The 24,031-nt window shown below is 46.7% G+C and carries 21 protein-coding genes; 3 read left to right on the top strand and 18 right to left on the bottom strand.

All coding sequences use genetic code 11. The features are described 5' to 3' along the window. Positions 1-233 precede the first annotated feature (233 nt). From ACXX53_RS06550 to pdhA, 7 genes are all read right to left on the bottom strand, one after another. Positions 234-1,721 (bottom strand): glutamate synthase subunit beta, encoded by a 1,488-nt coding sequence (locus ACXX53_RS06550; RefSeq protein WP_458567829.1) that lies wholly within the window; start codon positions 1,719-1,721, stop codon positions 234-236. Between the two features lie 194 nt (positions 1,722-1,915). Further along, entirely contained in the window at positions 1,916-2,398 is a 483-nt protein-coding gene (locus tag ACXX53_RS06545; protein WP_458567828.1) for a dihydrofolate reductase, read from the bottom strand. 60 nt (positions 2,399-2,458) lie between these two features. Next, positions 2,459-3,253 carry a thymidylate synthase gene (gene thyA / locus ACXX53_RS06540; protein ID WP_458567827.1) on the bottom strand — a complete coding sequence of 265 codons (795 nt, stop codon included), beginning with the start codon at positions 3,251-3,253 and terminating at the stop codon, positions 2,459-2,461. A gap of 189 nt (positions 3,254-3,442) precedes the next feature. Beyond that, positions 3,443-4,858: a dihydrolipoyl dehydrogenase gene (gene lpdA / locus ACXX53_RS06535; RefSeq protein ID WP_458567826.1), complete on the bottom strand. Its 1,416-nt coding sequence runs from the start codon at positions 4,856-4,858 to the stop codon at positions 3,443-3,445. Positions 4,859-4,861: 3 nt separating this feature from the next. After that, on the bottom strand, positions 4,862-6,130 hold the full coding sequence (locus ACXX53_RS06530) for a dihydrolipoamide acetyltransferase family protein (protein WP_458567825.1): 1,269 nt from the start codon (positions 6,128-6,130) through the stop codon (positions 4,862-4,864). Between the two features lie 37 nt (positions 6,131-6,167). Beyond that, positions 6,168-7,145 carry an alpha-ketoacid dehydrogenase subunit beta gene (locus tag ACXX53_RS06525; RefSeq protein WP_458567824.1) on the bottom strand — a complete coding sequence of 326 codons (978 nt, stop codon included), beginning with the start codon at positions 7,143-7,145 and terminating at the stop codon, positions 6,168-6,170. A 73-nt stretch (positions 7,146-7,218) separates the two neighbouring features. Continuing rightward, entirely contained in the window at positions 7,219-8,286 is a 1,068-nt protein-coding gene (pdhA, locus tag ACXX53_RS06520; RefSeq protein ID WP_458567823.1) for a pyruvate dehydrogenase (acetyl-transferring) E1 component subunit alpha, read from the bottom strand. Positions 8,287-8,591: 305 nt separating this feature from the next. Between pdhA and ACXX53_RS06515 the strand changes: the two genes are divergently transcribed. Further along, entirely contained in the window at positions 8,592-9,323 is a 732-nt protein-coding gene (locus ACXX53_RS06515; protein ID WP_458567822.1) for an alpha/beta hydrolase, read from the top strand. Positions 9,324-9,387: 64 nt separating this feature from the next. On the opposite strand, the gene ACXX53_RS06510 is transcribed toward ACXX53_RS06515, so the two are convergent. Beyond that, the gene (locus ACXX53_RS06510; RefSeq protein ID WP_458567821.1) at positions 9,388-10,527 is read right to left on the bottom strand and encodes an AI-2E family transporter; all 1,140 of its coding nucleotides are present in this window, start codon (positions 10,525-10,527) and stop codon (positions 9,388-9,390) included. 123 nt (positions 10,528-10,650) lie between these two features. Then, a complete protein-coding gene (locus ACXX53_RS06505) occupies positions 10,651-11,115 on the bottom strand; it encodes a low molecular weight protein-tyrosine-phosphatase (protein ID WP_458567820.1) in 465 nt (154 codons plus the stop codon). A gap of 195 nt (positions 11,116-11,310) precedes the next feature. Between ACXX53_RS06505 and ACXX53_RS06500 the strand changes: the two genes are divergently transcribed. Both ACXX53_RS06500 and ACXX53_RS06495 read left to right on the top strand, forming a co-directional pair. Continuing rightward, the gene (locus ACXX53_RS06500; RefSeq protein ID WP_458567819.1) at positions 11,311-11,970 is read left to right on the top strand and encodes a thiamine diphosphokinase; all 660 of its coding nucleotides are present in this window, start codon (positions 11,311-11,313) and stop codon (positions 11,968-11,970) included. Between the two features lie 164 nt (positions 11,971-12,134). Next, the gene (locus ACXX53_RS06495) at positions 12,135-12,710 is read left to right on the top strand and encodes a C40 family peptidase (RefSeq protein ID WP_458567818.1); all 576 of its coding nucleotides are present in this window, start codon (positions 12,135-12,137) and stop codon (positions 12,708-12,710) included. A gap of 125 nt (positions 12,711-12,835) precedes the next feature. On the opposite strand, the gene ACXX53_RS06490 is transcribed toward ACXX53_RS06495, so the two are convergent. From ACXX53_RS06490 to metH, 9 genes are all read right to left on the bottom strand, one after another. Beyond that, the gene (locus ACXX53_RS06490) at positions 12,836-14,479 is read right to left on the bottom strand and encodes a serine/threonine protein kinase (RefSeq protein ID WP_458567817.1); all 1,644 of its coding nucleotides are present in this window, start codon (positions 14,477-14,479) and stop codon (positions 12,836-12,838) included. Positions 14,480-14,663: 184 nt separating this feature from the next. Next, the gene (locus ACXX53_RS06485) at positions 14,664-15,746 is read right to left on the bottom strand and encodes an SAM-dependent methyltransferase (RefSeq protein ID WP_458567816.1); all 1,083 of its coding nucleotides are present in this window, start codon (positions 15,744-15,746) and stop codon (positions 14,664-14,666) included. 18 nt (positions 15,747-15,764) lie between these two features. Then, positions 15,765-16,535, bottom strand: coding sequence for an ABC transporter ATP-binding protein (locus ACXX53_RS06480; RefSeq protein WP_458567815.1), 771 nt, complete (start codon positions 16,533-16,535; stop codon positions 15,765-15,767). After that, positions 16,528-16,884 carry a thioredoxin family protein gene (locus ACXX53_RS06475; RefSeq protein WP_458567814.1) on the bottom strand — a complete coding sequence of 119 codons (357 nt, stop codon included), beginning with the start codon at positions 16,882-16,884 and terminating at the stop codon, positions 16,528-16,530. Before ACXX53_RS06475 ends, ACXX53_RS06480 begins: the two co-directional genes overlap by 8 nt. After that, complete coding sequence (locus ACXX53_RS06470) at positions 16,884-17,219, bottom strand: cyclic-phosphate processing receiver domain-containing protein (RefSeq protein ID WP_458567813.1); 336 nt, start codon at positions 17,217-17,219, stop codon at positions 16,884-16,886. The genes ACXX53_RS06475 and ACXX53_RS06470 overlap by 1 nt, the downstream gene beginning before the upstream one ends. Positions 17,220-17,239: 20 nt before the next feature. Further along, complete coding sequence (locus ACXX53_RS06465) at positions 17,240-18,109, bottom strand: DNA-formamidopyrimidine glycosylase family protein (protein WP_458567812.1); 870 nt, start codon at positions 18,107-18,109, stop codon at positions 17,240-17,242. A gap of 52 nt (positions 18,110-18,161) precedes the next feature. Then, entirely contained in the window at positions 18,162-19,022 is an 861-nt protein-coding gene (locus ACXX53_RS06460; protein ID WP_458567811.1) for a TIGR01457 family HAD-type hydrolase, read from the bottom strand. Between the two features lie 247 nt (positions 19,023-19,269). Beyond that, complete coding sequence (gene rnz / locus ACXX53_RS06455) at positions 19,270-20,229, bottom strand: ribonuclease Z (RefSeq protein WP_458567810.1); 960 nt, start codon at positions 20,227-20,229, stop codon at positions 19,270-19,272. A gap of 267 nt (positions 20,230-20,496) precedes the next feature. Then, positions 20,497-23,934 carry a methionine synthase gene (gene metH / locus ACXX53_RS06450; protein ID WP_458567809.1) on the bottom strand — a complete coding sequence of 1,146 codons (3,438 nt, stop codon included), beginning with the start codon at positions 23,932-23,934 and terminating at the stop codon, positions 20,497-20,499. Between the last annotated feature and the right edge of the window lie 97 nt (positions 23,935-24,031).

Genomic DNA, 24,031 nt, shown 5'->3' with positions numbered 1-24,031 from the left:
CATAACCCTTCCTATTCATAACATAGTCGCCACAAAACTGCATTAAGCCTAATATGTTAATAATACTATGATCTGAATCATTGTGAACATAAAAGGAAAACTTTGTGTCAAGCCGGCACAGAAACCATTATTGGCTTCATCGTGAACGTTATTCTGCTCTTTAGAAGTATTCAATAAAAAGAACCCTCAACTCCACTAGAAGTGGCGCCGAAGGTTCTTTAGCCAATATTAGACTATGGCAACAAGGTGGTTCCCATCAAGAAGCGATCCACTTCACGAGCAGCCTCTCGTCCTTCATTGATGGCCCATACGACTAAGCTTTGTCCACGGCGCATATCGCCTGCAGCGAACACATTCGGAGCGCTGGTGCGATACTTGCCGTATGCGGCCTTCACGTTTGAGCGGCGATCCGTCTCCAGCTGGAGCTGATCGATGATCGTGCGCTCAGGACCGTCGAATCCGATCGCAATCAGCACGAGCTGAGCCGGGAATACGCGCTCCGTTCCCGGAATTGGCTCATAGACCTTGCGACCATCCTCGGTCACAGTGCGCTGAATCTGCACCGTGTGCAGCTCCTTCACGCGCCCGTTCTCATCTCCGACAAACTTCGTAGTCATGATGGAGAATTCGCGCGGATCATGTCCATACAACGCCTTAGCTTCCTCCTGCGCATAGTCGAGCGTATACACATTCGGAAATTGCGGCCACGGATTCGCAACCGAATCTCGCTCGAGCGGCGCCTTCGCATGCGTGCCGAACTGTGTAACACTGCGGCAGCCGTGACGAAGCGCTGTTGCCACACAGTCTGTGCCCGTATCTCCGCCGCCGATCACGATGACATCTAGATCGTGGGCATTGATGTATTTCCCGTCCGCAAGCTTCGAATCCAGATAGCTCTTGATCGTACCGTTCAAGTAGTCCATCGCATACTGAATACCTTGAAGCTCGCGTCCTGCGATATTGAATTCCCGCGGCTTCGTAGCTCCGCCGCACAATACGACCGCGTCGTAGTCCTGCTGAAGTTGCTCCGAGGGGATATCCTTGCCGATCTCCGTGTTCGTTACGAAACGGATGCCCTCTGCTGCGAGGATATCGACACGCCGCTGTACCACGTCCTTGCTGAGCTTCATCGTCGGAATACCGTATGTCAATAAGCCGCCGATCCGATCCGCACGCTCATATACCGTAACCGAGTGGCCAGCCTTGTTCAGCTGCGCAGCAGCAGCGAGACCCGCTGGTCCTGAGCCGACGACAGCAACTTGCTTGCCAGTGCGCTGTTTAGGAGGCTCAGGCTGTATCCATCCTTCTTCGAAGCCGCGATCTACGATAGCTTGCTCGATCGTCTTGATCGCAACTGACTTGTCAATCAGTCCGACCGTACAAGAGCCTTCGCACGGCGCCGGACAGACACTTCCCGTAAACTCCGGAAAGTTGTTGGTCTTATGCAAGCGATTTAGCGCTTCACGCCACTGCCCTCTATATACGAGATTGTTCCACTCTGGAATTAAGTTGTTGATCGGACATCCTGATGTTCCGCCCGTCATCTCGATGCCTGTATGACAGTATGGTGTACCGCAGTCCATACAGCGAGCGCCTTGCATACGCAATTCTTCATCACTCATATGTTTATGGAATTGTTCCCAATCCTTGATACGCTCTAAAGGATCACGGTCTGCGGGAATCTGTCTCACATATTCAATAAAGCCTGTTGGTGTCGACATACTTTCTTCCCCCATGTCTATCCGATTCTATTCTTCATATTTATAGCTATATGTTACATAGCTGGTCCTGTTATAGCCTTCATTTAATATTATGGAATCGACAAAGCATTTCCCATAGAGAATATAGCGTATCATTTGCACTGAATGACGAATGAAAGCGATCCTGCGATAGTGATGTTCTATCAGCTTTATAACTATCTTTTGTAGATGACAAAGCGATGAGCATACAGATTGCGTTCATCGACAGAACCTGACCGCTCTTCTACAATCGTCCACTTCGACTCGTCAAATGGCGGGAAATATTCATCTCCCTCGAATTCAGCATCTATATACGTTACATATAGCTGATCCGCATATGGCATGAACTGCTTGTAGACTTCAGCACCGCCCATGATGATTACATCTTCCGCGGGCGCAAGCTTCAGAACGTCCTCGATCGAATGAACGGCATCGACTCCTTCATGCGTCCATTCCTTATTGCGAGTCAACACAACGTTATGCCGTTTAGGCAAAGGCTTGCTGCCAATCGATTCAAACGTTTTGCGCCCCATCACAACCGTCTTGCCAGTCGTTTGCTTAACGAAGAAAGCCATATCATTCGGCAGCCGCCAAGGCATTCCGTTATCCTTGCCAATGAGCCGATTCCGATCCATCGCCCATATCATGCTAATTCCCATATACGTATGCTCCTTCATCAAATGCTGTTATGATGCCGAATGTGTTATCACTTCATTTTCCTACACAGCTATTGGCGCTTTGATCGTCGGATGATACGTATATCCTTCGAATTCAAAGTCTTCAAACTTGTAATCGAAGATCGATTCCGGCTTACGTTTGATCACGAGCTTAGGCAGGGCATATGGTTCGCGCTCCAATTGCGTCTTGACCTGCTCCAGATGATTCGAATAGATGTGTACATCACCGCCAGACCATACGAATTCTCCTACATCCAGATCGCACTGCTGTGCGATCATATGAGTCAAGAGCGAGTAGCTTGCGATGTTAAATGGCAGTCCGAGGAATGTGTCTACAGAGCGCATATTCAGCATGCAGCTAAGCTTCCCTTCCGCAACGTAAAACTGGAACGCATAATGGCACGGAGGCAGCTTCATCTGATCGACCTCGCCTACATTCCAAGCAGAGACGAGCAAGCGACGAGAATCTGGATTGTTCTTGATCTGTTCAATTACATTCGCGATTTGATCAATGACACGGCCATCTTTCGCTTCCCAATGACGCCATTGAGAACCATATACCGGTCCAAGGTCACCGTTCTCGTCAGCCCACTCATCCCAGATGCGAACGCCATTCTCTTTTAAGTATTGTATATTCGTATCGCCGCTTAAGAACCACAGCAGCTCATGTACAATCGATTTCAGATGCATGCGCTTTGTTGTGATAAGCGGGAAGCCTTCCTGAAGATCAAATCGCAATTGACGCCCGAACACCGATAGAGTTCCAGTGCCTGTACGATCCTCTTTATGAACACCATGTTCCAATACGTCTTTTAGTAATGTTAAGTAAGTTTTCATTCTGCATCCACTCCGATCATCAATTTTAACCTAAACTATAGTTTAACAAAAAAATTAAGGTTGCGCGATTGGGAGTTATCGTAATTTATCAACATATAAAAAAATCCCCCGCCATCCAACCGGACGCGGGGGAAGCACCATGTGCATTAGAATCATTGCATACAAGAACCAAATCTTGGAGAAAAGGTATTACTTCACTGTGTGGATAGGATGGCCGAGCACTACTTCTGCAGCTTCCATAACGATCTCACCGAGTGTTGGATGCGCGTGGATTGTCAACGCCAGATCTTCGACTGTCGCTGCCATTTCCACTGCAAGACCCATTTCAGCAATCAGGTTGGACGCTTCAGGTCCAACAATTTGTGAACCGAGCACGATGCCAGTTTCTGCATCAGCAACGATCTTCACGAATCCGTCTACGCTGCCGCCAAGCGACAATGCGCGGCCGTTTGCTGCGTAAGGGAATTTACCGGACTTCACATTCTTGCCTTGAGCTTTAGCTTCCGTTTCCGACAAGCCTACGCTTGCACATTCAGGATCTGTGAAGCATACAGCTGGCATTCCTTTATAATCCACGACGCTAGGCATTCCTGCGATCGCTTCAGCCGCTACTTTACCTTCGTAAGATGCTTTGTGTGCAAGTGCTGGACCAGCAACAATATCACCGATAGCGAAGATATTTGGAATGCTAGTGCGTCCTTGGTGGTCAACTTCAACCAAGCCGCGATCAGTCATCTTCACGCCGATCATGTCGAGACCGAAGTCACCGTCCGTGTTAGGACGACGGCCAACTGTAACAAGCAGGTAATCAGCTGTAACTTCTTTCGATTCGCCGCCTACTGTGAATTTAACCGTTACATCTTTCTCAGTTTGCGTAGCAGATTCTGCTTTCGCACCTGTGAAGATTTCGACGTTCGATTTCTTCATGTTCTTAGCAACGATTGATGTCATATCCTTATCGAAGCCTGGAAGCACCATATCAGCGCCTTCGATAACAGTTACTTTAGTACCGAACTTGGAGTACATTTGACCAAGCTCAGCGCCGATGTAGCCGCCGCCGATAACGATCATGCTCTTCGGAATCTCAGGCAAGGACAACGCTTCTGTCGAGGACAGGATGCGACCTTCGAATGGGAAAGCTTTCAGTTCGATCGGACGTGATCCTGTAGCTACGATACAGTGGTTGAATTTATAGCGAGGCGCTTCTTGGTCATTGAACAAGCGCGCTTCTGTTTCGTTGATGAACATCGCTTCGCCTTTGAACACTTGCACCTTGTTTGCTTTCAACAGGGCGCCAACGCCGCCAGTCAGCTTTTTCACAACGCCGGACTTGAAGCCTTGAACTTTATCCCAGTCCACAGTAACGTTCTCAGCGTTGATTCCGATGTCAGAACCATGCTTCGCTACTTCATACTGGTGTGCAGCGCTGATCAGCGCTTTGGATGGAATACATCCGCGGTTCAAGCACACGCCGCCTACTTCGGATTTATCTACGATCAATACGCTTTGACCAAGCTGTGCAGCGCGGATCGCTGCTACATAACCGCCAGGGCCTGCGCCAATAACCAATGTATCAATATTTAAAGATGCGTCTCCTACTACCATTGATTACACCTCCATTACAAGCAATTCTGGATTAGCGAGCAATTGCTTGATATAGTTCATAAAGTTTTGTGCTGTCGCGCCATCGATAATACGGTGGTCGAAGCTCAAGGACAATGCCATTACAGAAGCTGGTACGATTTCGCCGTTTTTCACAACTGGCTTCTCGGAGATACGGCCAGTACCCAAGATTGCAACCTCAGGGAAGTTGATGATCGGAGTGAAGAACATACCGCCAGCGGAACCGATGTTTGTGATGGAGATTGTGCTGCCCTTCATCTCATTCGGACCAAGCTTGCCTTCACGGCCGCGTGCTGCCAAGTCGCGGATATCGTCAGCGATCATCCAGATGCTGCGGCGATCTGCGTCATTAATAACAGGAACGATCAAGCCGTTGTCTGTATCTGTCGCGATACCGATGTTGTAGTATTTCTTGTAGACGATCTCGTTCGCTGCTTCGTCGATCATTGCGTTCATAACCGGGAATTCGCGGCAAGCTGCTACCAATGCTTTTACGATGAACGGCAGGTAAGTTACCTTCTTGCCTTTCTTCTCCATCATAGGCTTCAAGCGAGTACGGAATGCTACGAGCTCTGTAACGTCCACTTCGTCCATAATTGTAACGTGCGGTGCAGTGTATGCGGATTTAACCATTGCATTCGAAATCGCTTTGCGGATACCTTTGAATGGTACGCGCTCTTCTTCCACGAAACGATCAGCAGCTGGTGCGGATGCTTTAGCAGCAGGCGCTTTGTCAGCTGCAGGTGCTTCAGCAGCCTTAGGAGCTGGTGCTCCGCCTTGAGCAAATGCTTCAACATCTTCGCGTGTAATCTTGCCTACATTGCCTGTTCCAGGAACTTCAGCGATGTTAACGCCGAGATCACGAGCAAGCTTGCGAACGCTAGGCGTTGCCAATACTTCTCGATCAGGCACTGCTGCTACTGGAGCCGCACCCTTAGGAGCTTCCGCAGCTGGAGCTGCTTCTGCTGCAGGAGCTTCTGCTTCTTCAGCTTCTGGTTGATCTGGCAATTCACCTTCTGCATCGATGATCGCAACTACTTCACCCATGTGCATGACTTGACCATCTTTAGCAAACACTTCAAGCACTGTACCGTTAACCGGACAAGGTACTTCTACAATTGCTTTATCGTTTTGTACTTCCATGATGATATCGTCATCTGTTACTTTATCACCAGGTTTAATAAGCATCTTAATAATTTCGCCTTCATGCAACCCTTCACCTAACTCAGGGAAGCGATATTCAAACTTAGCCACGATGAAAACCTCCTACGTTCAATTACCGTTCTATTTATTAGAAGTTCAGTACTTTGTTAACAGCTGTTACGATTCTCGCTGGCGTTGGGAGCCATTGATCTTCGATTTGCGCGTATGGATAAACTGTATCTGGACCTGCTACGCGGAGCACTGGAGCTTCAAGGTGCAGGATTGCTTTTTCATTGATTTGCGCAATGACTTCAGCAGCAACACCAGATGTTTTCTGTGCTTCTTGAACCATAATGACGCGATTAGTCTTCTTGATCGAAGCGACAATCGTATCGATATCAAGCGGCATCAACGTGCGAAGATCGATTACTTCTGCTTGCACTCCTTGCTTCTCAAGTTCAGCAGCAGCTTTCATCGCTGTATGAACCATCAAGCCGTATGCAAGGATTGTAACGTCCTTACCTTCACGCACAACGTTTGCTTTACCGATCTCAACTGTATATGCATCTTCAGGTACTTCATCACGGAATGCATGATACAAGTTCAGGTGCTCCATGAAGAATACTGGGTCGTTCTCGCGAATCGCGGAAATCAACAAGCCTTTAGCATCATATGGGTTAGAAGGAACTACTACCTTGATACCTGGAGTTTGTACAAGCAAGCCTTCCAAGGAATCTGTATGAAGCTCAGCTGCTTTAACACCGCCGCCGAAAGGTGTACGGAATACGATCGGTGCATTATAGCGGCCGCCAGAGCGGTAACGCAAGCGTGCAGCTTGAACACAGATTTGATCTAATGCTTCATATATAAATCCTACGAATTGAATTTCTGCTACTGGGCGGAAACCTGTAACGGCAAGACCTAATGCCATACCGCCTATTGCGGACTCTGCAAGTGGAGTATCAAATACTCGATCTTCGCCAAATTCTTTCTGCAAACCTTCTGTCGCACGGAATACACCGCCGACGTGTCCAACGTCTTCACCAAATACGAGAACGTTCTCGTCACGCTTAAGCTCGACGCGCATCGCGTCGCGAATCGCTTCTTTCATATTCATTTGTGCCATTGATTCGTGTCCTCCCTACCGTTTTAGCAAAGATCTCTTTGCCTATCTGATACGATCTATATCAACCGAATTATTATTGAAAATCAGCTTTTTGCTCTTCCAGATGCTTTGGTGTTGTTTCAAACATCGAATCAATCAAACCAGCAACCGTCATCTTCTCTGTCTTCTCAGCGCGCTTGATCTCTTCGTTGACTTTAGCTTTCGCTTCATCTTTCACGCGAGCTGTATCTTCTTCAGTCCAAAGTCCTTTAGCAGCCAGGAATTTACCGAAGCGTTCGATTGGATCTTTAACAGACCATTCTGCCTCTTCGTCCTTCGTGCGGTATTTTGTCGTATCATCCGCCATGGAATGCGGACGGAAACGGTATGTCAAAGATTCAATAAGTGTTGCGCCTTCGCCTTTGCGACCGCGTTCAGCAGCGATTTGAACTGCTTTAATAACAGCAAGAACGTCCATACCGTCAACTTGCATACCCACGATACCAGCTGCAACTGCTTTGTGAGCGATGGATTTCGCTGCAGTTTGCTTCGCGAATGGTGTTGTAATCGCATAGCCGTTGTTCTGTACGAAGAAGATAACAGGGAGCTCGTAAGCACCTGCAAAGTTCAGGCCTTCATAGAAATCGCCTTCGGAAGAACCGCCGTCACCTGTATATGTGATTGCTACTTGCGGTTTCTTTCTTAGCTTGAAGCCTTTAGCGATACCCATCGCGTGCAGAATTTGCGCACCGATGATGATTTGCGGCATCATTACATTGACACCTTCAGGAATTTGACCGCCGTGCTGATGTCCACGGGAATATAGGAAAGCTTGATAGAGCGGCAATCCATGCCATACGATCTGCGGCATGTCACGGTAAGCTGGCACTACAAAGTCTTCTTTTTGAAGCGGATATACACTGCCGACCATGGATGCTTCTTGACCAGATACTGGCGCATAGAAGCCTAGGCGACCTTGACGACCTAAGTTAATCGCACGTTCATCCCAAGTGCGAGTGAATACCATACGGTACATGATTTCTTTCAATTGCTCATCGCTAAGTTCCGGCATCATATCCGGATTAACAACTTCTCCTTCAGGAGACAACACGGTTAATGGAGTTACATCTTCCGTTTGAACTTCGAATGGGAGCTTGCTCATCATTTTCACCTCAATAAATAGTTTGAAGAATTTTGATCTCTGTTATATTATTATCATACACCTGTTGTAGTCGATAAATCAAAAGGAAACGCGAAATTTATACGTTTTATTTTGAAGTGTTGCTATAACACACATATTTTCACAATATAACAGAGTGCTACAAAATTGACTGAACTGTGAATATCAATACTAATTTTAGATAACTTGGTGGATATTTCACGAACAAAAAGTTAAAATTTCTATTTCCTTACCATCTACGCTAGTGTTAACCAATTCCAACAAATTTTTGCATGGAGTGACAAACAATGACAGATAGCATTTATTTAAAGAGAACCATCGTTAAGCACGAAATCGAATGTCCCTTACTTGAATCGGGAAAACGCGATGTACGCGTTTATTTGCCTCCTGGCTACCAGGAAATATTGACGTACCCGGTTGTTTATTGTCAGGATGGAGAGGACTTCTTCAATTTCGGCAGAGTGGCTACCTTCGCCAATCGCATCATTATTGATGAAGATGTAGAACCATTTATCGTTGTTGGAGTTGATGTCGATAAAAAAATCCGTACTTCTGAATATTCACCAGATGGAGAACGTTTTGAATCGTATATGGCTTCGTTATCCGATTATATCGTGCCAGCCATTGAGCGTATGTACCCTGTCCGACAAGAATGGACTGATATTGTTCTTGCTGGAGATTCATTAGGCGGAACATCATCTCTGCATGCGGCTTTGCGTTCACCGGATAAATTCAGACAAGTCATTTCCTTATCTGGTGCGTACTATCCTGCATCACAGGAGATTATCCGTGCGCAGACTGATCTGTCTTGGCTGCACCTGTTTATGGTCGTTGGACTGCAGGAAACAGCGTTTGAGACCGATCGCGGAGTGTTTGATTTTGTAGATCTTAATCGCAGTGCTCGTCAATTGTTCACGGAACGCGGAGCGCATGTTCATTACGAAGAACATGATGGTCAACACTTATGGGGCTTCTGGCAGAAGCATATCCCTAATGCACTTCGTCACTTTCTACTCTAATCTGCCCATATTAAACAGGCTCCTATCCAGACAACAAGTCCGAATAGGAGCCTTATTTATGTTATTAAGTTTCTTGATATATACCAGAACGATCTTTAAACCAGTGGAACAGATGCGTTGCAATTACCTTAAGCACTGCGTATCCTGGTACAGCTAATATGATGCCGAAGATACCGAACAGATTGCCCGCAATTAAGATTACGAAGATAATCGTCAGCGGGTGGATCTTCAGCGACTTACCCATGATTTGAGGCGAGATGAACTTGCCTTCTATCAATTGAACAACGGTCCACACGACAATCATTTTCAGCAACATGATCGGTGAAGTAACTAATGCAATGATCAGTGCAGGTGTTATCGCAATAGCAGGTCCTAGATAAGGCACGATCGCCGTACATGCTGCGATGATGGCAAGCACTAGCGAGTAATCCAGACCGATGATTAAATACCCGATGTATAATAACATGCCGATGCACATACTTACCAAGATCTGACCGCGAATATAGGAACTGATCTGTCCGTTCATTTCAGACAAGACATTAGCAGTTCGTTTTCGAAGATCTGTCGGAAAGAAACTGACAATAAACCCTGGAAGCTTCTTGCCATCCTTCAGGAGATAGAACAACACAAAAGGCACTAGTACAATTGTGAACACGATATGAGTAACTGTCCCTACTACAGATCCAATGCCATGAACTGTACTGTTAACAAGTTCTGATAATTTGGCGGTGAAATCTTGCATTAGGTTAGGTACATTCAAGTCTAGGCTTTGCTGGATCTGCAAGAAAAGGTCACTGGCAATACCCTGCTCCAGCAATTTCTGTACTTCAGAAAAGTAAATGGGGAGATTGTTTACTAAACTAATGATTTGATCGCGAACAAATGGAATAATTGCGACCACCAAAAATGTAACTAATCCACTAATCAGCAAGTAAAGCAGCAATATAGCATAGATTCGCTTTATTTTCTTCTTCTCCAACCAATCGACGATTGGATTCAGCAGGTAGTAAGCTACACCTGCTAAAATAATGGGTAAAGAAACGGTAGCAAGTATGACTTTTAATGGTTCAAAAATGAACGATATTCGTTTGAATACAAAGATATTCAACCCGATAAGCAGCAGTACAACTAAGAAAAAGATTAATTTATAATGTAGAATAAATCGTAACAGCTTAGCGCTAAGGCTTTGTTTTTCCCCCTCCAAGGTCTCTCTACTCCCTTCCTATCTCAGATGTAAACCAAAATTTCTTAAGTTCATCGTCTCTAATCTATTTATCAGCATCTCCCGTTTGATTTCATACGCTGAAAGCCAACTTTCGTTTCAATATCACTCTGCCATGATTCGTTTAAGCAGTTGTTCGCAGCCATCATTTATGAGACGATACACATAATCAAAGTTGCCCGTGAAATAGGGATCTGGTACATTACGTTCTATTTCTTCAGGAAGCAGATCCATGAACTTGAATATTTCCGCTCTTGCTCCGGATGCGCCTTCCCACCCTCTCACATCACGTTCGTTGCTTTCATCCATACAGACAATATAATCATAATCCGAGAAATCATTAACATGTAATTGTCTTGCTTGAATACCCTTGTAGTCAATCTTATTCTGTTCCAGCAGACCTCTCGTTCCAGTGTGAGGCGGTTTGCCAATATGCCAATCTCCTGTACCCGCGCTGTCAATCTGAATCTGACTATGAAGCCCAGCTAATCTAACCTTATGTCGCATCACTGCTTCAGCCATCGGAGATCGACAAATATTTCCGAGACATACGAACAAAACTTTAATCATACGTTTCCACTCCTATGTACATCCGTTTTCTCCATTGTAACGATATAAGGCGGTATAGATCAAACACTCACCTTTCATATATGCATTCTCTACTCTTGTTGAACTGCTGAACAACTATTGGTATTCGATTCATAAACCTATATACTGTATGTAAGTTCTACTACTACATGCTACTCCATACAAGGAAGGTAACTTATGCTCCAACCATCTCTTTTTCATGACAAACGTATTGTGATTGTGGCCGGCGGTCATGTTGATCACCATGTACTTGCAGATATTAAGGAATCTGACTTTCTCATCGGCGCAGACCGAGGTGCATTAACTTTAATCGAACACGGATATAAGCCCGATATTGCACTAGGCGATTTTGATTCCGTGCATGCGGAAGAGCTTGAACGAATTACGCGTTCAAGTTTAGAGTTTGAAGCCTGCGATCCAATAGACAAAGACTATACAGACACTGAGCTCGCATTTCGCGCTGCTGTAAATAGAAAGCCGAAGTCAATCCTGCTGCTGGGTGCGACAGGGACTCGTTTAGATCATACACTTGCTAACATTCATTTACTAAAACGAGCACTTGAGCTTGACATTCCGATGCAAATTAAAGATGCGCATAATCGAATTCAACTTACAGAAAGCCGATTATCGATCATAGACGAAGGCTATCCTTATGTGTCGCTCCTCCCATTATCCTCACAAGTACTGGGTATCGATTTGGAGGGGTTTGCTTATCCGTTGCATAATGCTTCACTGACGATAGGACAATCACTTGGCATCAGCAATAAACTTATGGGCGATCAAGGAACGATCTCGGTGCGTGAAGGAACTCTCTTAATCATTGCCAGTCGCGATTAACAGTGCATAGAACGAATATGATCTTCAGTATAAAAGAACCTATTCAACCACTTTTTTAGTGGCTGGAGGTTCTTTTTATTTATTTACATCATTTTGTATATGCGTAATGATATACTACTCTGATATACTCTTAGGTAACAAATCGTAACTTAGGAGTGACAATAATGACATTTTCGTTCAAGTGTAAGACTAAAGCTGCTGCGATCATTTCCTGTCTCCTGGCTGTTTCTATTTTGTCTCAACCTGTGTCAGCCAAAGCCCTATCATATGAAGATGCTGTATATCCCAGCGCATTCGATATCAATGGTGAACTGCAATCTTCTTCTATATCAAATGGTCAATTCAGCGCTTTAAGCACAAGTACTGCAGATCAGGTCATTCAAATTGGCAATCAATATCTTGGTACACCTTATAAGTTTGGCGCAGACAGTAATCAAACGAGAAACTTTGACTGCTCATCTTTCGTGCAATATGTGTACAGCCAAGTAGGAGTCGACCTGCCGCGCACCTCTTATTCTCAAGCTACCGAAGGAACAGCCGTAAAACGTTCTGAACTGCAAAAGGGAGACCTCGTGTTCTTCTCATCCGGCAGACGCGGTAAAGGGAAAGTCAGTCATGTAGCGATCTATGCAGGCAATGACAAACTGCTGCACACTTATGGCAAGCCTGGAGTAACCTATTCCAATCTAAGTGATTCAACTTGGGACAATCAATATGTAACAGCTCGCCGTGTGCTCTAGAACAACAACGTAACACCTTCTCATCATATAATGTTTCGTAAATGAGGCAGCCGCACATATCGTTGCGCGGAACCATGAGGTTGTCCCATCAGTAGAGCTTCTACTAATGGGACAACCTCTTCTCGTTATTGGGCTGCTTCGCGCTGGGCAGAGCTCTTAGAGCGATGGTGAAGCCATCGTCTAAGCCAGTAACGAGGCTTCAAAGTTGAGCTTGGGAGTATCCACTTCAACATCCACTGATCGATCGCAGCATTGCCGTTGAATGGGTCCAGACAGGTAGGAAAGCCAATCACCCGCTGGCAAGCAGGACGAGCTGGATGCATTCGCAAGCTGTTCATTGAAGCATGCGGAACTAGATAGTTCCAGCGTTTATAATTGCATTCCTGCAAATAGGTTAATGTCCCGCTCAGATGCTGCAGCCTCCAAGGCGCAGCACTGCCTATAAGCCAGCTGCTCGACGCGCGCATAAATTCGATCATGCGATAGGACTCTTGACCTTCGCCTAGATCAAGAACGATGAGGTCATATTGGGATTGCCACTGCGGCATCAGGTTGTCGATGCGATGATTGCCGCCATACTTCCCCTGTTCTTCGCCACTTAAGTGAATATGGTGAACACTATTGCATAAGTAAGGCTGCTCACTTCGAATCTCGATATCAGCCGAATCCATAACACGATTCAGTGCCGCCACTGTCGCGGAATGCTGTCCAGCTGCATCGACATAGGCAACCTTACCTTTGAACAACCTTGCGGCGGCATGCGCAATCGTTAATGCGGCATGCGTCGTACCTAACCCACTCGATGCGCCAAGCAGCGCGACTACAGCTCCCTGAGATCGTGAGAGTTGAGAAAGACTGTTATGTCTGTTCGGCAGCTCTTCGTGCCGAGCGTTAACGGTACCGTGTCTATTCGTATTCTGAAACCGACTTTCAGAGTAGGCTCTAATCTCCTCCATAAGCTCAGATGCAGATCCATAACGATTCTCCGGCCGAGGAGACAGAAGCTTAACAATAATGTTGCCGAATTCTTCATCTGCCGCTTCATGAACCATCTCACTCCGAAATCTTACAGTTCCGCACCACTTGCCGCCTGTCAACATGTATGCCAATATAGCGCCAACTGCATAAAGATCTGTCCGAGCATCACTTTGTCTGCCCTCATACTGTTCAGGTGCAGCAAACCCGATCGTTCCCAGCTTCACAGTATCGCTATCGGCACGAACATCGTGCTGCCTGGCAATGCCAAAGTCAATCAGCTTGACTGTCCCTTCACTCGTCAGCATCACATTTGACGGCTTAAGATCTCGATAGATAATAGGCGGATGCTGCTGATGCAAATACTGAAGCGCATCACATAGTTGAAGCGCTATCGAAACAGCTTCTTGCAAGGATATCTGTTTGCTCTTCACTCGTTCAGCCAATGTCTCCCCTTCAATAAGCTCCATAACGAGATAAGCATGGCCACTTGCATCTGGCGGGAAGAAGTCAACGATAATCGGCAGATTTGCATGCCGAAGAGCAGTAAGCCACTGCGCTTCGCGAAATAAATGATCGCGATCATAATCAAGCGGGATCGATTCCTTAATTGCCCACTGCTTACCCATCAATCGTTCATCCGACGCTGCATAGACGTAGCTCATTCCTCCGCTGCCAATCAGGCGAGCAATACGGTATCTTCCTTGGAACAGCATGCCTCTAGCTAAACATGAAGGCATTCTCGTACCTGTCGTCCCCATTTGCTCTTCTCTCCTTCGCTCATCATCATACATAACAAAACATCCCGAACAACTCCTGCAACCAGGATTGTTCGGGATGCTTTCCCTTAATAAACGTGTATAATTGATGCCATTATATGCCACCAGCCGTGGTTTGTCCAGTGTCAGTCCACTTTAGCATGTGCTCTGCCTAAACCTTGTTCGACTGATCATCATACTCCGTTAGTAATTAACGCTATTAATATTTCATCATATAGAGCGTGATCTCATCGCGATTGTGGAACAACTGCTTCGCTTTCAGAATGTGCAGATGCTCCTCAAACATCGCCATGCACTCGCGAATCGTCTGCAGCGGCTTCTTATGCATCAGTTTCACCGTCACGATGACGGTACCGCCAGGCATAACAGCCTCCAGCAGTTCGATTACAAGCTGAGCCGTATGCTTCGGGCTCCAACTCATATCACAGACGAGCAGATCGAACTCATTCGGCTCGAACGCAACTTCGCCCGCATTGCGCTGAATGATCTGCAGCTGCGGATGCCCTTGCAAGCTCTCGTGCATCTTCGCGGGGTCAACCGCCGTAACATGTACGCCGCGTTCGAGCAGCAGGCTCGTCCAGCCGCCTGGAGCAGCGCCAATGTCAAGCGCGTTGCGATATGACGCGAAGCTCAAACCGAATGCCTGCTCCGCTTCAAGCAGCTTGAACTTCGCGCGGGAGATCTGACCTTCTTCGCGTTGAAAACGAATGGCGCCTCCCGGCCAGTCTGAGCCTTGATCCGCAATTGATGCGATACCCGTGTATATATTGCCATCATGAATGAAGATAGACCATATCCATTGCGGCGCTCGCAGTACGGGCTCAAACCCTCGCTGCTGCAGTGCAGCTTCAAACAGCGGCTTCTGGTTCGGATCCGTCTCTTCCTTCCCCTTGCTCCGTCGCAGGTGAACGGACACCATAGCGCCATTTTCCACCTCAAAGTCGCATTCCGATATAAGCTTGTCCCACAGTCCAGCAGCCTGCTCCTCCGTCTGGATGTCCCCAACGGACAATACCGCCATCACTGGGAACATGTCGCGAATGAACATCGCAGGCTGATCGACCTGGTGACGCCATATCTCCGTTGCAGTTTCCGGAAGCTCCATCAAGGCGACTTCCCCAGGCACGAAGATCTGGCTCTTCAACTGACCGTATCGACGGCGAAGCTCTTCCTGTGCATATGGAATATAGCTGTGATTAGCTGTAATGATCCAATGCGAGCCGTGTTCATAGTGAGCCGTAAGCTGTGATACTGCGTTATTCTGTTCTATTTGCTCTGTCAAAATGAGATTCCTCCAGCCCTACGTCGACTTTAATCGAACCCATGGGCGATTATCCAGCCAATCGACTGCTACCGGCAGTCCGTAGGTGTGTGATAAATGTTCTTCCGTTAATACTTCTTCTTTCCGACCAGCAGCTACGAAACGGCCGCCTTCCAACAACGCGACATGCGTAAAGATCGGAACGATTTCCTCTAAATGGTGTGTTACATATATCGTATGAATATGACGATCGCGAAGCTGTTCCAAGTCCAGCAGCCATTTTTCACGTTCATATAGATCTAAGCCTGAGCATGGTTCATCCATCACTAGCAGCTTAGGATTGCTCATCAGCGCGCGAGCGAGCAATATTTTCTTTCGTTCACCTTGTGAACAGACAGACATCGGCTGCTCCGCCAAATGCTCCAGCCCTACTAATCTCAAGTTATCGAAGGCCTGAGTCTTCCACTCCTCGGGTATGACTTCGTACAATCGCAAGTAGGCTTGGATTCCAGAGGCAACGATTTCCCATACAGGATCACGCAAGGTAAGCTTCTCCACTAAAGATTGACCAATGTAGCCAATCTCCTTACGCACCTCACGTACATCACATCGTCCATATTGATTGCCCAATACATTTACTTTACCACTGGATGGAAATTGGTATCCCATAATGATTTCAAGCAATGTTGTCTTGCCTGAACCGTTTCGTCCGAGGATAACCCACTGCTCTCCAGGCTCTGTCTTCCAATTCAAGTCGTTCAGTATCGTACGTTCGCCTCGTAAAAAGTTGACCTGTTGTAGTTCAATCATCCATCCTACCTCCCCCGAGCAGTGTAAACAAATGAGTGACGGAATGCAAAGCATAGTGCAATTCCGGCATACTTTCGTGCTTGGAATGATGCGGCCATACCATCAGGCATGGAATGCTATGAATCTTATAATGAGCAGCAGTCTCAGGAGACATATTCAAGTCAAGCCGATATAGTTGCAATTGAGGCAGTGCGTGCTGTACCATCCGCAGCATTTCCTCACCAAGCTTACATGTTCCGCAGATCGGACTATACACATAAACCGCATCAGGGCGTACGTCATCCCCTGCCTGATCGGCAGCATCTATCATAGAGAGCAGTTCGGGCAGTTTAATGTCCCTAATGTTCATTACTTACTACCACATGCTTCGCGCAAAGCGTCAGTCGTCAATGACTCGTTATAAATCTCAACATGCTCAGGCTTATTCGTATACAGCATCTCATACATTCGTTGTCGACCAGTCAGACAGGACGTATGTATATAGATACGCTTGGCATATAGACCGCGACGCACCATCTCCTTCACGAGCTCTGTGCCTGTCAGCTCTCCATAACCGAGATCATGATCAAGAGACAATATATCCACTTCTTCAAGCTCTAGAAGCTGAAGACATTCTTCAGCATTCTTGGCAAGCACGAACCCTTCAGGGCAGCGCCGCCTATCATCCAAGTATACATGAATCAATTGACATCCCTCTCTTCTGTTTAATGGTTAGCCATAATCTCAGTGCGCTTGGCATGCTCAGATTGACATGTTGTACAGTAGGCCGCAGTCTTTCCGGAAATTAATAATTCTTCAATCTTCCCTCCGCACACCGGGCACGACTCTCCAACGCGACCATTTAACTGATAAGGATTCGTTTCCGTATATTCAATGGCATCCTGAAGCCAAGCGATCATCGCCTCATATACAATTTCCCAATCTTCGTCTGAGAGCATCTCTGTTCTCACATTTGGAAGCAAGCCGGCACGAAAACATATTTCATCGGCAACAACCGGAGTTATACCCGAGATCACAGCAGGATTCGTCAATGCTGTTTTCAACGCAGTACGGCGCTTCTCGAATAAACGCTTGAACACTTCCGCATTCAAATTACGAGACAGTGGGTCCGGCCCCCATTTCTTCATCTGTTCAGACAGTTCCTTTGCTGTGATCCACTGCAATGACAGAGAGCGAGCTCCGCTGACTTCCCAAGAACCATTATCGAGCGTCAGAACAAGCTGCGCCTTTGCGGTACGTTCGCTATGAGATGACACAACTCCATCTTCAAGATGCTCTTGAGGTTTATCCTCTTTAGCCGTATCCACATCTTCGTTATGGACTGGATAAGCATGCATCTCTCCTCCGAATCCAACTTGCAGCATCATTCGTCGGCCATCATCCAGATGGAAAATGAGCGCCTTGCCCCGTCTCTCCACAAATAAGAGCATTCGTCCAACAATACCAGCTGCAAGCTCTTCCATCGAAACAGTCAACCAAGATTCACGCTGCACATGAACACCGCGAATGCGCTGACCTACCCATTGCTGATCCATTTTTCTGCGTATCTGTTCTATATCTGGAATCTCCATCATTAGCCACCATCCCTCTCTCTATCTAACATGCTTCAAATCTAATCGTACCTGACTACTGCTCAAATCGTTCAGCAAACCATTGCTTCATGGCAAACAAGTCTTTACATACGAAGTCAGGAGATATCCCTGTGTTCTCTATATAAAATGTCAAATTGCTCTCCGTTGTCACACCCGTTAACACTAATGCAGTATGACAACCAGCATTTGCACCAGCCATTATATCTGTTAGCATGTTATCGCCTATCACGATTGCTTCTTCCGCTGAGCATCCTAGTCTCTTCAGCGCCACATCCATAATGATGCGATTCGGCTTGCCGATGACGATAGGCGTGCTGTCCGTTGCAGCAGCGATGGCTGCAGTCAGCGTGCCAGCTCCTGGGGATATTCCTTTGTCTGATGGCAGCTTCAAATCTGGATTCGTTACGATAAAATGAGCACCTGAACGAATTGCACTCGATGCCGCCTCAAGCTTCGCATAAGTAAAGCTGCGGTCCAGCCCCTGAACTACGACATTAAACTTCGTTTCTCCATATACTGTCTCAGGGTCAGATGACCATTGAATCTGTTTTTCATCTAATGCCTGAATCAAGCCCTGTTCACCCATCACAAACACTTGCTCACCAGCATGCTGCTCACTGATATACGCAGCCGCTGCTTGCGAGGAGGTCAAGACATCATCTGTTTCCGCAGGTATTCCCATAGATTGGAGCAGCTCCGCTACCTGTTCAGGAGTTCGCGTCGAATTGTTCGTCACGAACAATACAGGCACATTCCATCGTTGAAGTGCCGTTACGAGTTCATCTGCCCCCTCGATCATATTCGAACCATGAAACATCGTACCATCTAAATCAATTAACGCACACAGACGTTGATTCGCAAGTTCTTCTTTGTTACAGTGTAGTCCATTATTCATGTTGACAATCCTTTCATAACTCCATTCATTTCATTGTAATGAACACCGCACTGCCATGCAAGCATGGTTTACATGGGAATTCGACTTCGTGCGACGACAACCCGCGTCGAACTCCGCAGAATCATCATAATTAATCGTTCAGGACTGCCAAAGTTGTCATTCCCTGCGCTTTCCCGGAAAATAATGTTCATGAACATTTCCCAATTACAAAAAGAAACGGCTTATCGCCGCTTCCATGTAAAGTATATTACTCTTCATGCTTCTCATCGGATTTCTCTTCAGACGTTAGTGTCATGGATATCACATGATGCTCATCGGCTAGCTCAACTTCGGGAAATATCTGGCGAGCTTCATCAAGCAGTTCATTCATCATATCCTCGTCCTTGTATCTCGAACTGAAATGCGTTAATGCGAGCTTCTTGGCTCCAGCCTTAAGCGCAATCTGCGCAGCCTGCTTAGCCGTTGAATGACCAAATTCATTAGCATTATCCGCCTTATCGTCCAAGAAAGTCGCTTCATGTACTAACAGATCCGCATTCCGAGCTAATCGGACTGCATTATCACATGGTCTTGTATCGCCAAGAATGGCTACCGTTCTGCCAGGGATCGGTTCTCCCAGCACGGATGTTGCAAACAGAAACTCTCCGTCAGGAAGTTGAACATCCTCACCCTTTTTCAGTTGTCCGTATATCGGTCCAGGAGGAATGCCTTTATCACGCAGTAGTTCAAACTTGAGCTTGCCTGGACGATCCTTCTCTTGAATGCGGTAACCGAAACTTGGGATACGATGATCCAATGGGAGTGCTATTACTGAAAAATGTTCATCAGACCATACGGGTCCTGCATCAATTTCCTTAATAAGCAGCGGATAATTTACTTCCGTTCGACTGACACCGAATGCCGTCTTCATATAATCGCCCAAGCCTTGCGGTCCGAATACCGTTAGCGGTGTCTGTGCTCCTTGACTGGAGCGGCTGGCCAGCAGCCCTGGTAAACCGAATAGATGGTCTCCGTGCAAATGAGTAATAAATATAAATTCACATTTACTTAACTTTAATGGCGAACGCAAGATTTGATGTTGAGTACCTTCTCCACAATCAAACAGCCAAAAGGTGCCGCGTTCTTCATATAAGCGTAAAGCCAAGCTGCTCACATTGCGGCGTGTCGTTGGTGTACCTGCTCCAGTTCCTAAGAAATAGAGATCCACTCTTTCACCTTCATTCTAATAAAAATAATGGCTCAATACCTCAAATTGCTTTCGAATATTGCGTATCTTGAGGTATAGCATCCCGCCATTCCGCGTCAGGCATTCGTTCTGCTGCCTGCAATGCTATTGATTCTGTTATACACAATTTTCGAGGCGGAGTCAGCAATTAGTTTTATCATTTCCCCAATAGAAGAGAAAGCCTCTGTATTCTTGAAGGAATACAGAGGCTGCTGGCAGAAGATGAGCCCGGTCCTATTATGAATTGATTTATGCTTTATCTACATTAAAATACTGAGCTTGCGGATGTGCAAACACCATAGCACTCACTGACGCTTCGGGTTCCATCATATAACCTTCAGTCAAGTGAATTCCAATATCTTCAGGCTTCATCAGATTGAACAACGGTTCCTGATCCTCGAGGTTAGGACATGCAGGATATCCGAATGATACCCGAATTCCTTGATAGCGAGCTCCAAAACGCTCCTTCATCGTCATGTCGTCGCGATCTGGGTACCCCCAAGCTTCACGCATCATATGATGGATACGTTCAGCAAGACCTTCAGCGAGTTCAAGTGCTAGAGACTGCAATGCATGCGAACGTAGATATTGCCCTTCCTTCTTCCATTCTTCAGCTTGCTCCCGAATGCCGCGTCCTGCTGTTACAACGAGGAAACCGACATAATCCATCACACCGCTGTCCTTGCTGCGCAGGAAATCCGATAAGCAGAGATAAGGCTCAACTTGCTGGCGCGGGAACGTGAAGGTGTGAAGCACTTCATCCAGATTATCTGGATTGTATATATGGATGGAATCACCTTCTGATTGTGCTGGGAAGAAGCGATACATCGCATTAGCTCTTAGCAGCCCGTTGCTCGAGCCTTCACGCAGCAGCGTGTCGACTGTTTCTTTCAGTTCCAGCGTCTTCGGATCACGAGCTTCCAGAAGCTTATCAATCTTGCCTTTCACGCCGAGATGATGACCTAACAGCATCTGGAAGTTCAGATATGGAACGATCTGTTGTGTCTCGATATCACGAATGACATGCCGCTCTAGATCTGGCGGAATATATACACTCTCTTCACGAATGTTTGAACGAGTGACTCGCGTCAATTGCGGAAGCTCTTTCTCCTGCTCCTGCTCAAGTGCGAGCCTTTCCTTATGAGCTCGTAGTTCATCGACAAGCAGATTGCGCTCTTGTTCATTCATCAGCTTATTGGCGATATCTAGTCCGTCCATCGCATCCTTAGCATAGAGGACAAGTCCGTCATATTCTGGAATGATCCGATTCTTCGTAAACTTGCGCGTCAGTGCGGCTCCACCAACCATGATCGGTACATCGATGCCCGCATTTCGGAGATCCTGCGCTGTAATAACCATTTGCTGTGCAGATTTCACAAGGAGACCGGATAACCCGATTGCGTCAGGCTTTTCGCGGCGATAAGCTTCGATTAATTGATCGGGTGGAACTTTAATACCGAGATTCACGATCTCGTATCCATTATTGGAGAGAATGATCTCGACTAGGTTTTTACCGATGTCATGAACATCGCCTTTAACAGTAGCCAGCAGAATCTTACCTTTGACCGCTGATTCACTTTTCTCCATATACTGCTCTAGAAACGCGACAGAAGCCTTCATGACCTCCGCACTTTGCAGCACTTCGGCAACAATGAGCTCATTGTTGTTAAATAGACGTCCGACCTCTTCCATACCGGCCATTAACGGTCCGTTTATCACTTCAAGCGGTGAATATTTATTTAACGCTTCTGTTAGATCGGGAATGAGACCTTCCTTTGTGCCCTCAACGACATATGACGCAAGTCGCTCTTCAAGCGAGAGATTGCTTGCTTTCTCTTTCTTCGCAACGATACGGTCACGGAAAGCAGCCACAAATGCCGCTAATGTTTCATCATTCGTATTATACAGCAATTGTTCTGACAGCTTGCGCTCGTGCTCCGGAATGGAGGCGTAGCGCTCCAGCTTTTCCGTGTTTACGATCGCATAATCGAGCCCGGCCTTTGTACATTCGTAGAGGAATACGGAGTTTAGCACCTCACGGCCCGCAGGCGGCAATCCGAAGGAAATGTTGCTTACCCCGAGAATTGTCTGACAACGCGGCATCTCCGCTTTAATTAATCGGATTCCTTCAATTGTTTCTTTAGCGGAACCGATATATTGCTCATCCCCTGTTCCTACCGGAAATACCAGCGGGTCGAAAATGATATCCTCAGGTTGAATACCGTATTCATGAACTAATATATCATAAGAGCGCTTGGCAACAGCCAGCTTATCTTCACGCGTAATCGCCTGCCCCTTCTCATCAATCGTACCCACAACCAAAGCTGCGCCATAGCGATGTACGAGCGGAACGACGCTCTCGAATTTCTCTAAGCCATCCTCAAGATTAACGGAGTTAATGATTGCCTTGCCTTGAGAATATTTCAAGGACATTTCCAAAACTTTAGGATCTGTCGTATCGATGACTAGCGGGACTTTAACTTTCTTTACGACTTCCTGCAAGAACGACGTCATGTCCTCTGCTTCATCTCGGTCTGGGTCCTGCAAACATACGTCTATAACGTGCGCGCCTGTCTTCACTTGAGCGCGTGCGACTTCCGCTGCTTCCTCAATCTTGCCCTCAGCGATTAAACGCTTAAACTTTCGTGAGCCCAGAACATTTGTACGCTCACCGACCATATATGGGCGGCCTTCATTTTCAATATATACGGTATCGATGCCGGATACAGAAGGAGGATGCTCGCCATATTTACGGCGCGGTTCGTAGTTCGACAATGTCTCAGCAAGTACGCGAATATGATCGGGCGTTGTACCGCAGCAGCCGCCGGCGATGTTCAGCCATCCCTGTTCGGCGAATGCTGCAATCTTGCGCGCCAGTGATTCGGGAGATTCGTGATACTGTCCGTTTTCATCCGGCAATCCAGCATTCGGATAACAGCTGACTGCTGTCTTCGCGATAGCTGACAGTGAACGAATATGATCGCGCATAAACTCTGGACCGGTCGCACAGTTTAGCCCGATAGAGATCGGATTCAAATGTTCCAACGATATATAGAAAGACTCAATGTTCTGGCCTGCGAGTGTAGTGCCCATCGGTTCGATTGTTCCTGAGATCATGAGCGGCAGATTGACGCCAGTTGTCTCAAAGGCACGCTGAATGCCAATAGAGCCGGCTTTCACATTCAAAGTATCCTGTGATGTTTCCAATAACAGTGCGTCAACATCGCTCTCGATAAGGGCAACTGCCTGCTCGTAATAGCTCTCAACGAGATCATCGAACGTTACACCGCCGGTTACAGACAGTGTCTTTGTCGTCGGCCCCATCGCACCAGCCACATATCGCGGATGTTCTGCTGTTGAATATGCACGAGCGGACTCAACTGCGAGCTTAGCAGCTGCGAGGTTAATTTCGCGTGCACGATCCTGCAGATCATACTCTGCTAATACGATACTGGTCGCACCAAATGTATTCGTTTCAATAATATCGGCTCCTGCCGCAAAATACTCATCGTGGATGCCCCGGATGACATCGGGACGCGTCAATACGAGCATCTCATTGCACCCATCCAAGTGATCTCCCCCGAAATCATCTGGGCTCAGGTTAGCTTGCTGAATCATAGTGCCCATCGCACCGTCAAGAATTAGAATACGTTCCTGTAGACGTTCATGTAACGTTGGTTTTCTCATCCCTCTGCCCACCCTCTATGTAAAAATATTTGAAAATAAGTGTAACAGAATCTTTCCCAATAGGAAAGATAGGGAATTATCGAAATTATCCATGTAA

This window comes from Paenibacillus marinisediminis, from assembly GCF_054343325.1.
Note: the sequence above shows the minus strand (reverse complement) of the source record. Positions and strands in the feature narration are given on the sequence as shown.

Coding starts and splice junctions, on each gene's coding strand:
- ACXX53_RS06550 (WP_458567829.1), bottom strand. CDS start 1,721: ATGTCGACACCAACAGGCTTTATTGAATATGTGAGACAGATTCCCGCA.
- ACXX53_RS06545 (WP_458567828.1), bottom strand. CDS start 2,398: ATGGGAATTAGCATGATATGGGCGATGGATCGGAATCGGCTCATTGGC.
- thyA (WP_458567827.1), bottom strand. CDS start 3,253: ATGAAAACTTACTTAACATTACTAAAAGACGTATTGGAACATGGTGTT.
- lpdA (WP_458567826.1), bottom strand. CDS start 4,858: ATGGTAGTAGGAGACGCATCTTTAAATATTGATACATTGGTTATTGGC.
- ACXX53_RS06525 (WP_458567824.1), bottom strand. CDS start 7,145: ATGGCACAAATGAATATGAAAGAAGCGATTCGCGACGCGATGCGCGTC.
- pdhA (WP_458567823.1), bottom strand. CDS start 8,286: ATGAGCAAGCTCCCATTCGAAGTTCAAACGGAAGATGTAACTCCATTA.
- ACXX53_RS06515 (WP_458567822.1), top strand. CDS start 8,592: ATGACAGATAGCATTTATTTAAAGAGAACCATCGTTAAGCACGAAATC.
- ACXX53_RS06505 (WP_458567820.1), bottom strand. CDS start 11,115: ATGATTAAAGTTTTGTTCGTATGTCTCGGAAATATTTGTCGATCTCCG.
- ACXX53_RS06500 (WP_458567819.1), top strand. CDS start 11,311: ATGCTCCAACCATCTCTTTTTCATGACAAACGTATTGTGATTGTGGCC.
- ACXX53_RS06495 (WP_458567818.1), top strand. CDS start 12,135: ATGACATTTTCGTTCAAGTGTAAGACTAAAGCTGCTGCGATCATTTCC.
- ACXX53_RS06490 (WP_458567817.1), bottom strand. CDS start 14,479: ATGTATGATGATGAGCGAAGGAGAGAAGAGCAAATGGGGACGACAGGT.
- ACXX53_RS06480 (WP_458567815.1), bottom strand. CDS start 16,535: ATGATTGAACTACAACAGGTCAACTTTTTACGAGGCGAACGTACGATA.
- ACXX53_RS06475 (WP_458567814.1), bottom strand. CDS start 16,884: ATGAACATTAGGGACATTAAACTGCCCGAACTGCTCTCTATGATAGAT.
- ACXX53_RS06465 (WP_458567812.1), bottom strand. CDS start 18,109: ATGATGGAGATTCCAGATATAGAACAGATACGCAGAAAAATGGATCAG.
- ACXX53_RS06460 (WP_458567811.1), bottom strand. CDS start 19,022: ATGAATAATGGACTACACTGTAACAAAGAAGAACTTGCGAATCAACGT.
- metH (WP_458567809.1), bottom strand. CDS start 23,934: ATGAGAAAACCAACGTTACATGAACGTCTACAGGAACGTATTCTAATT.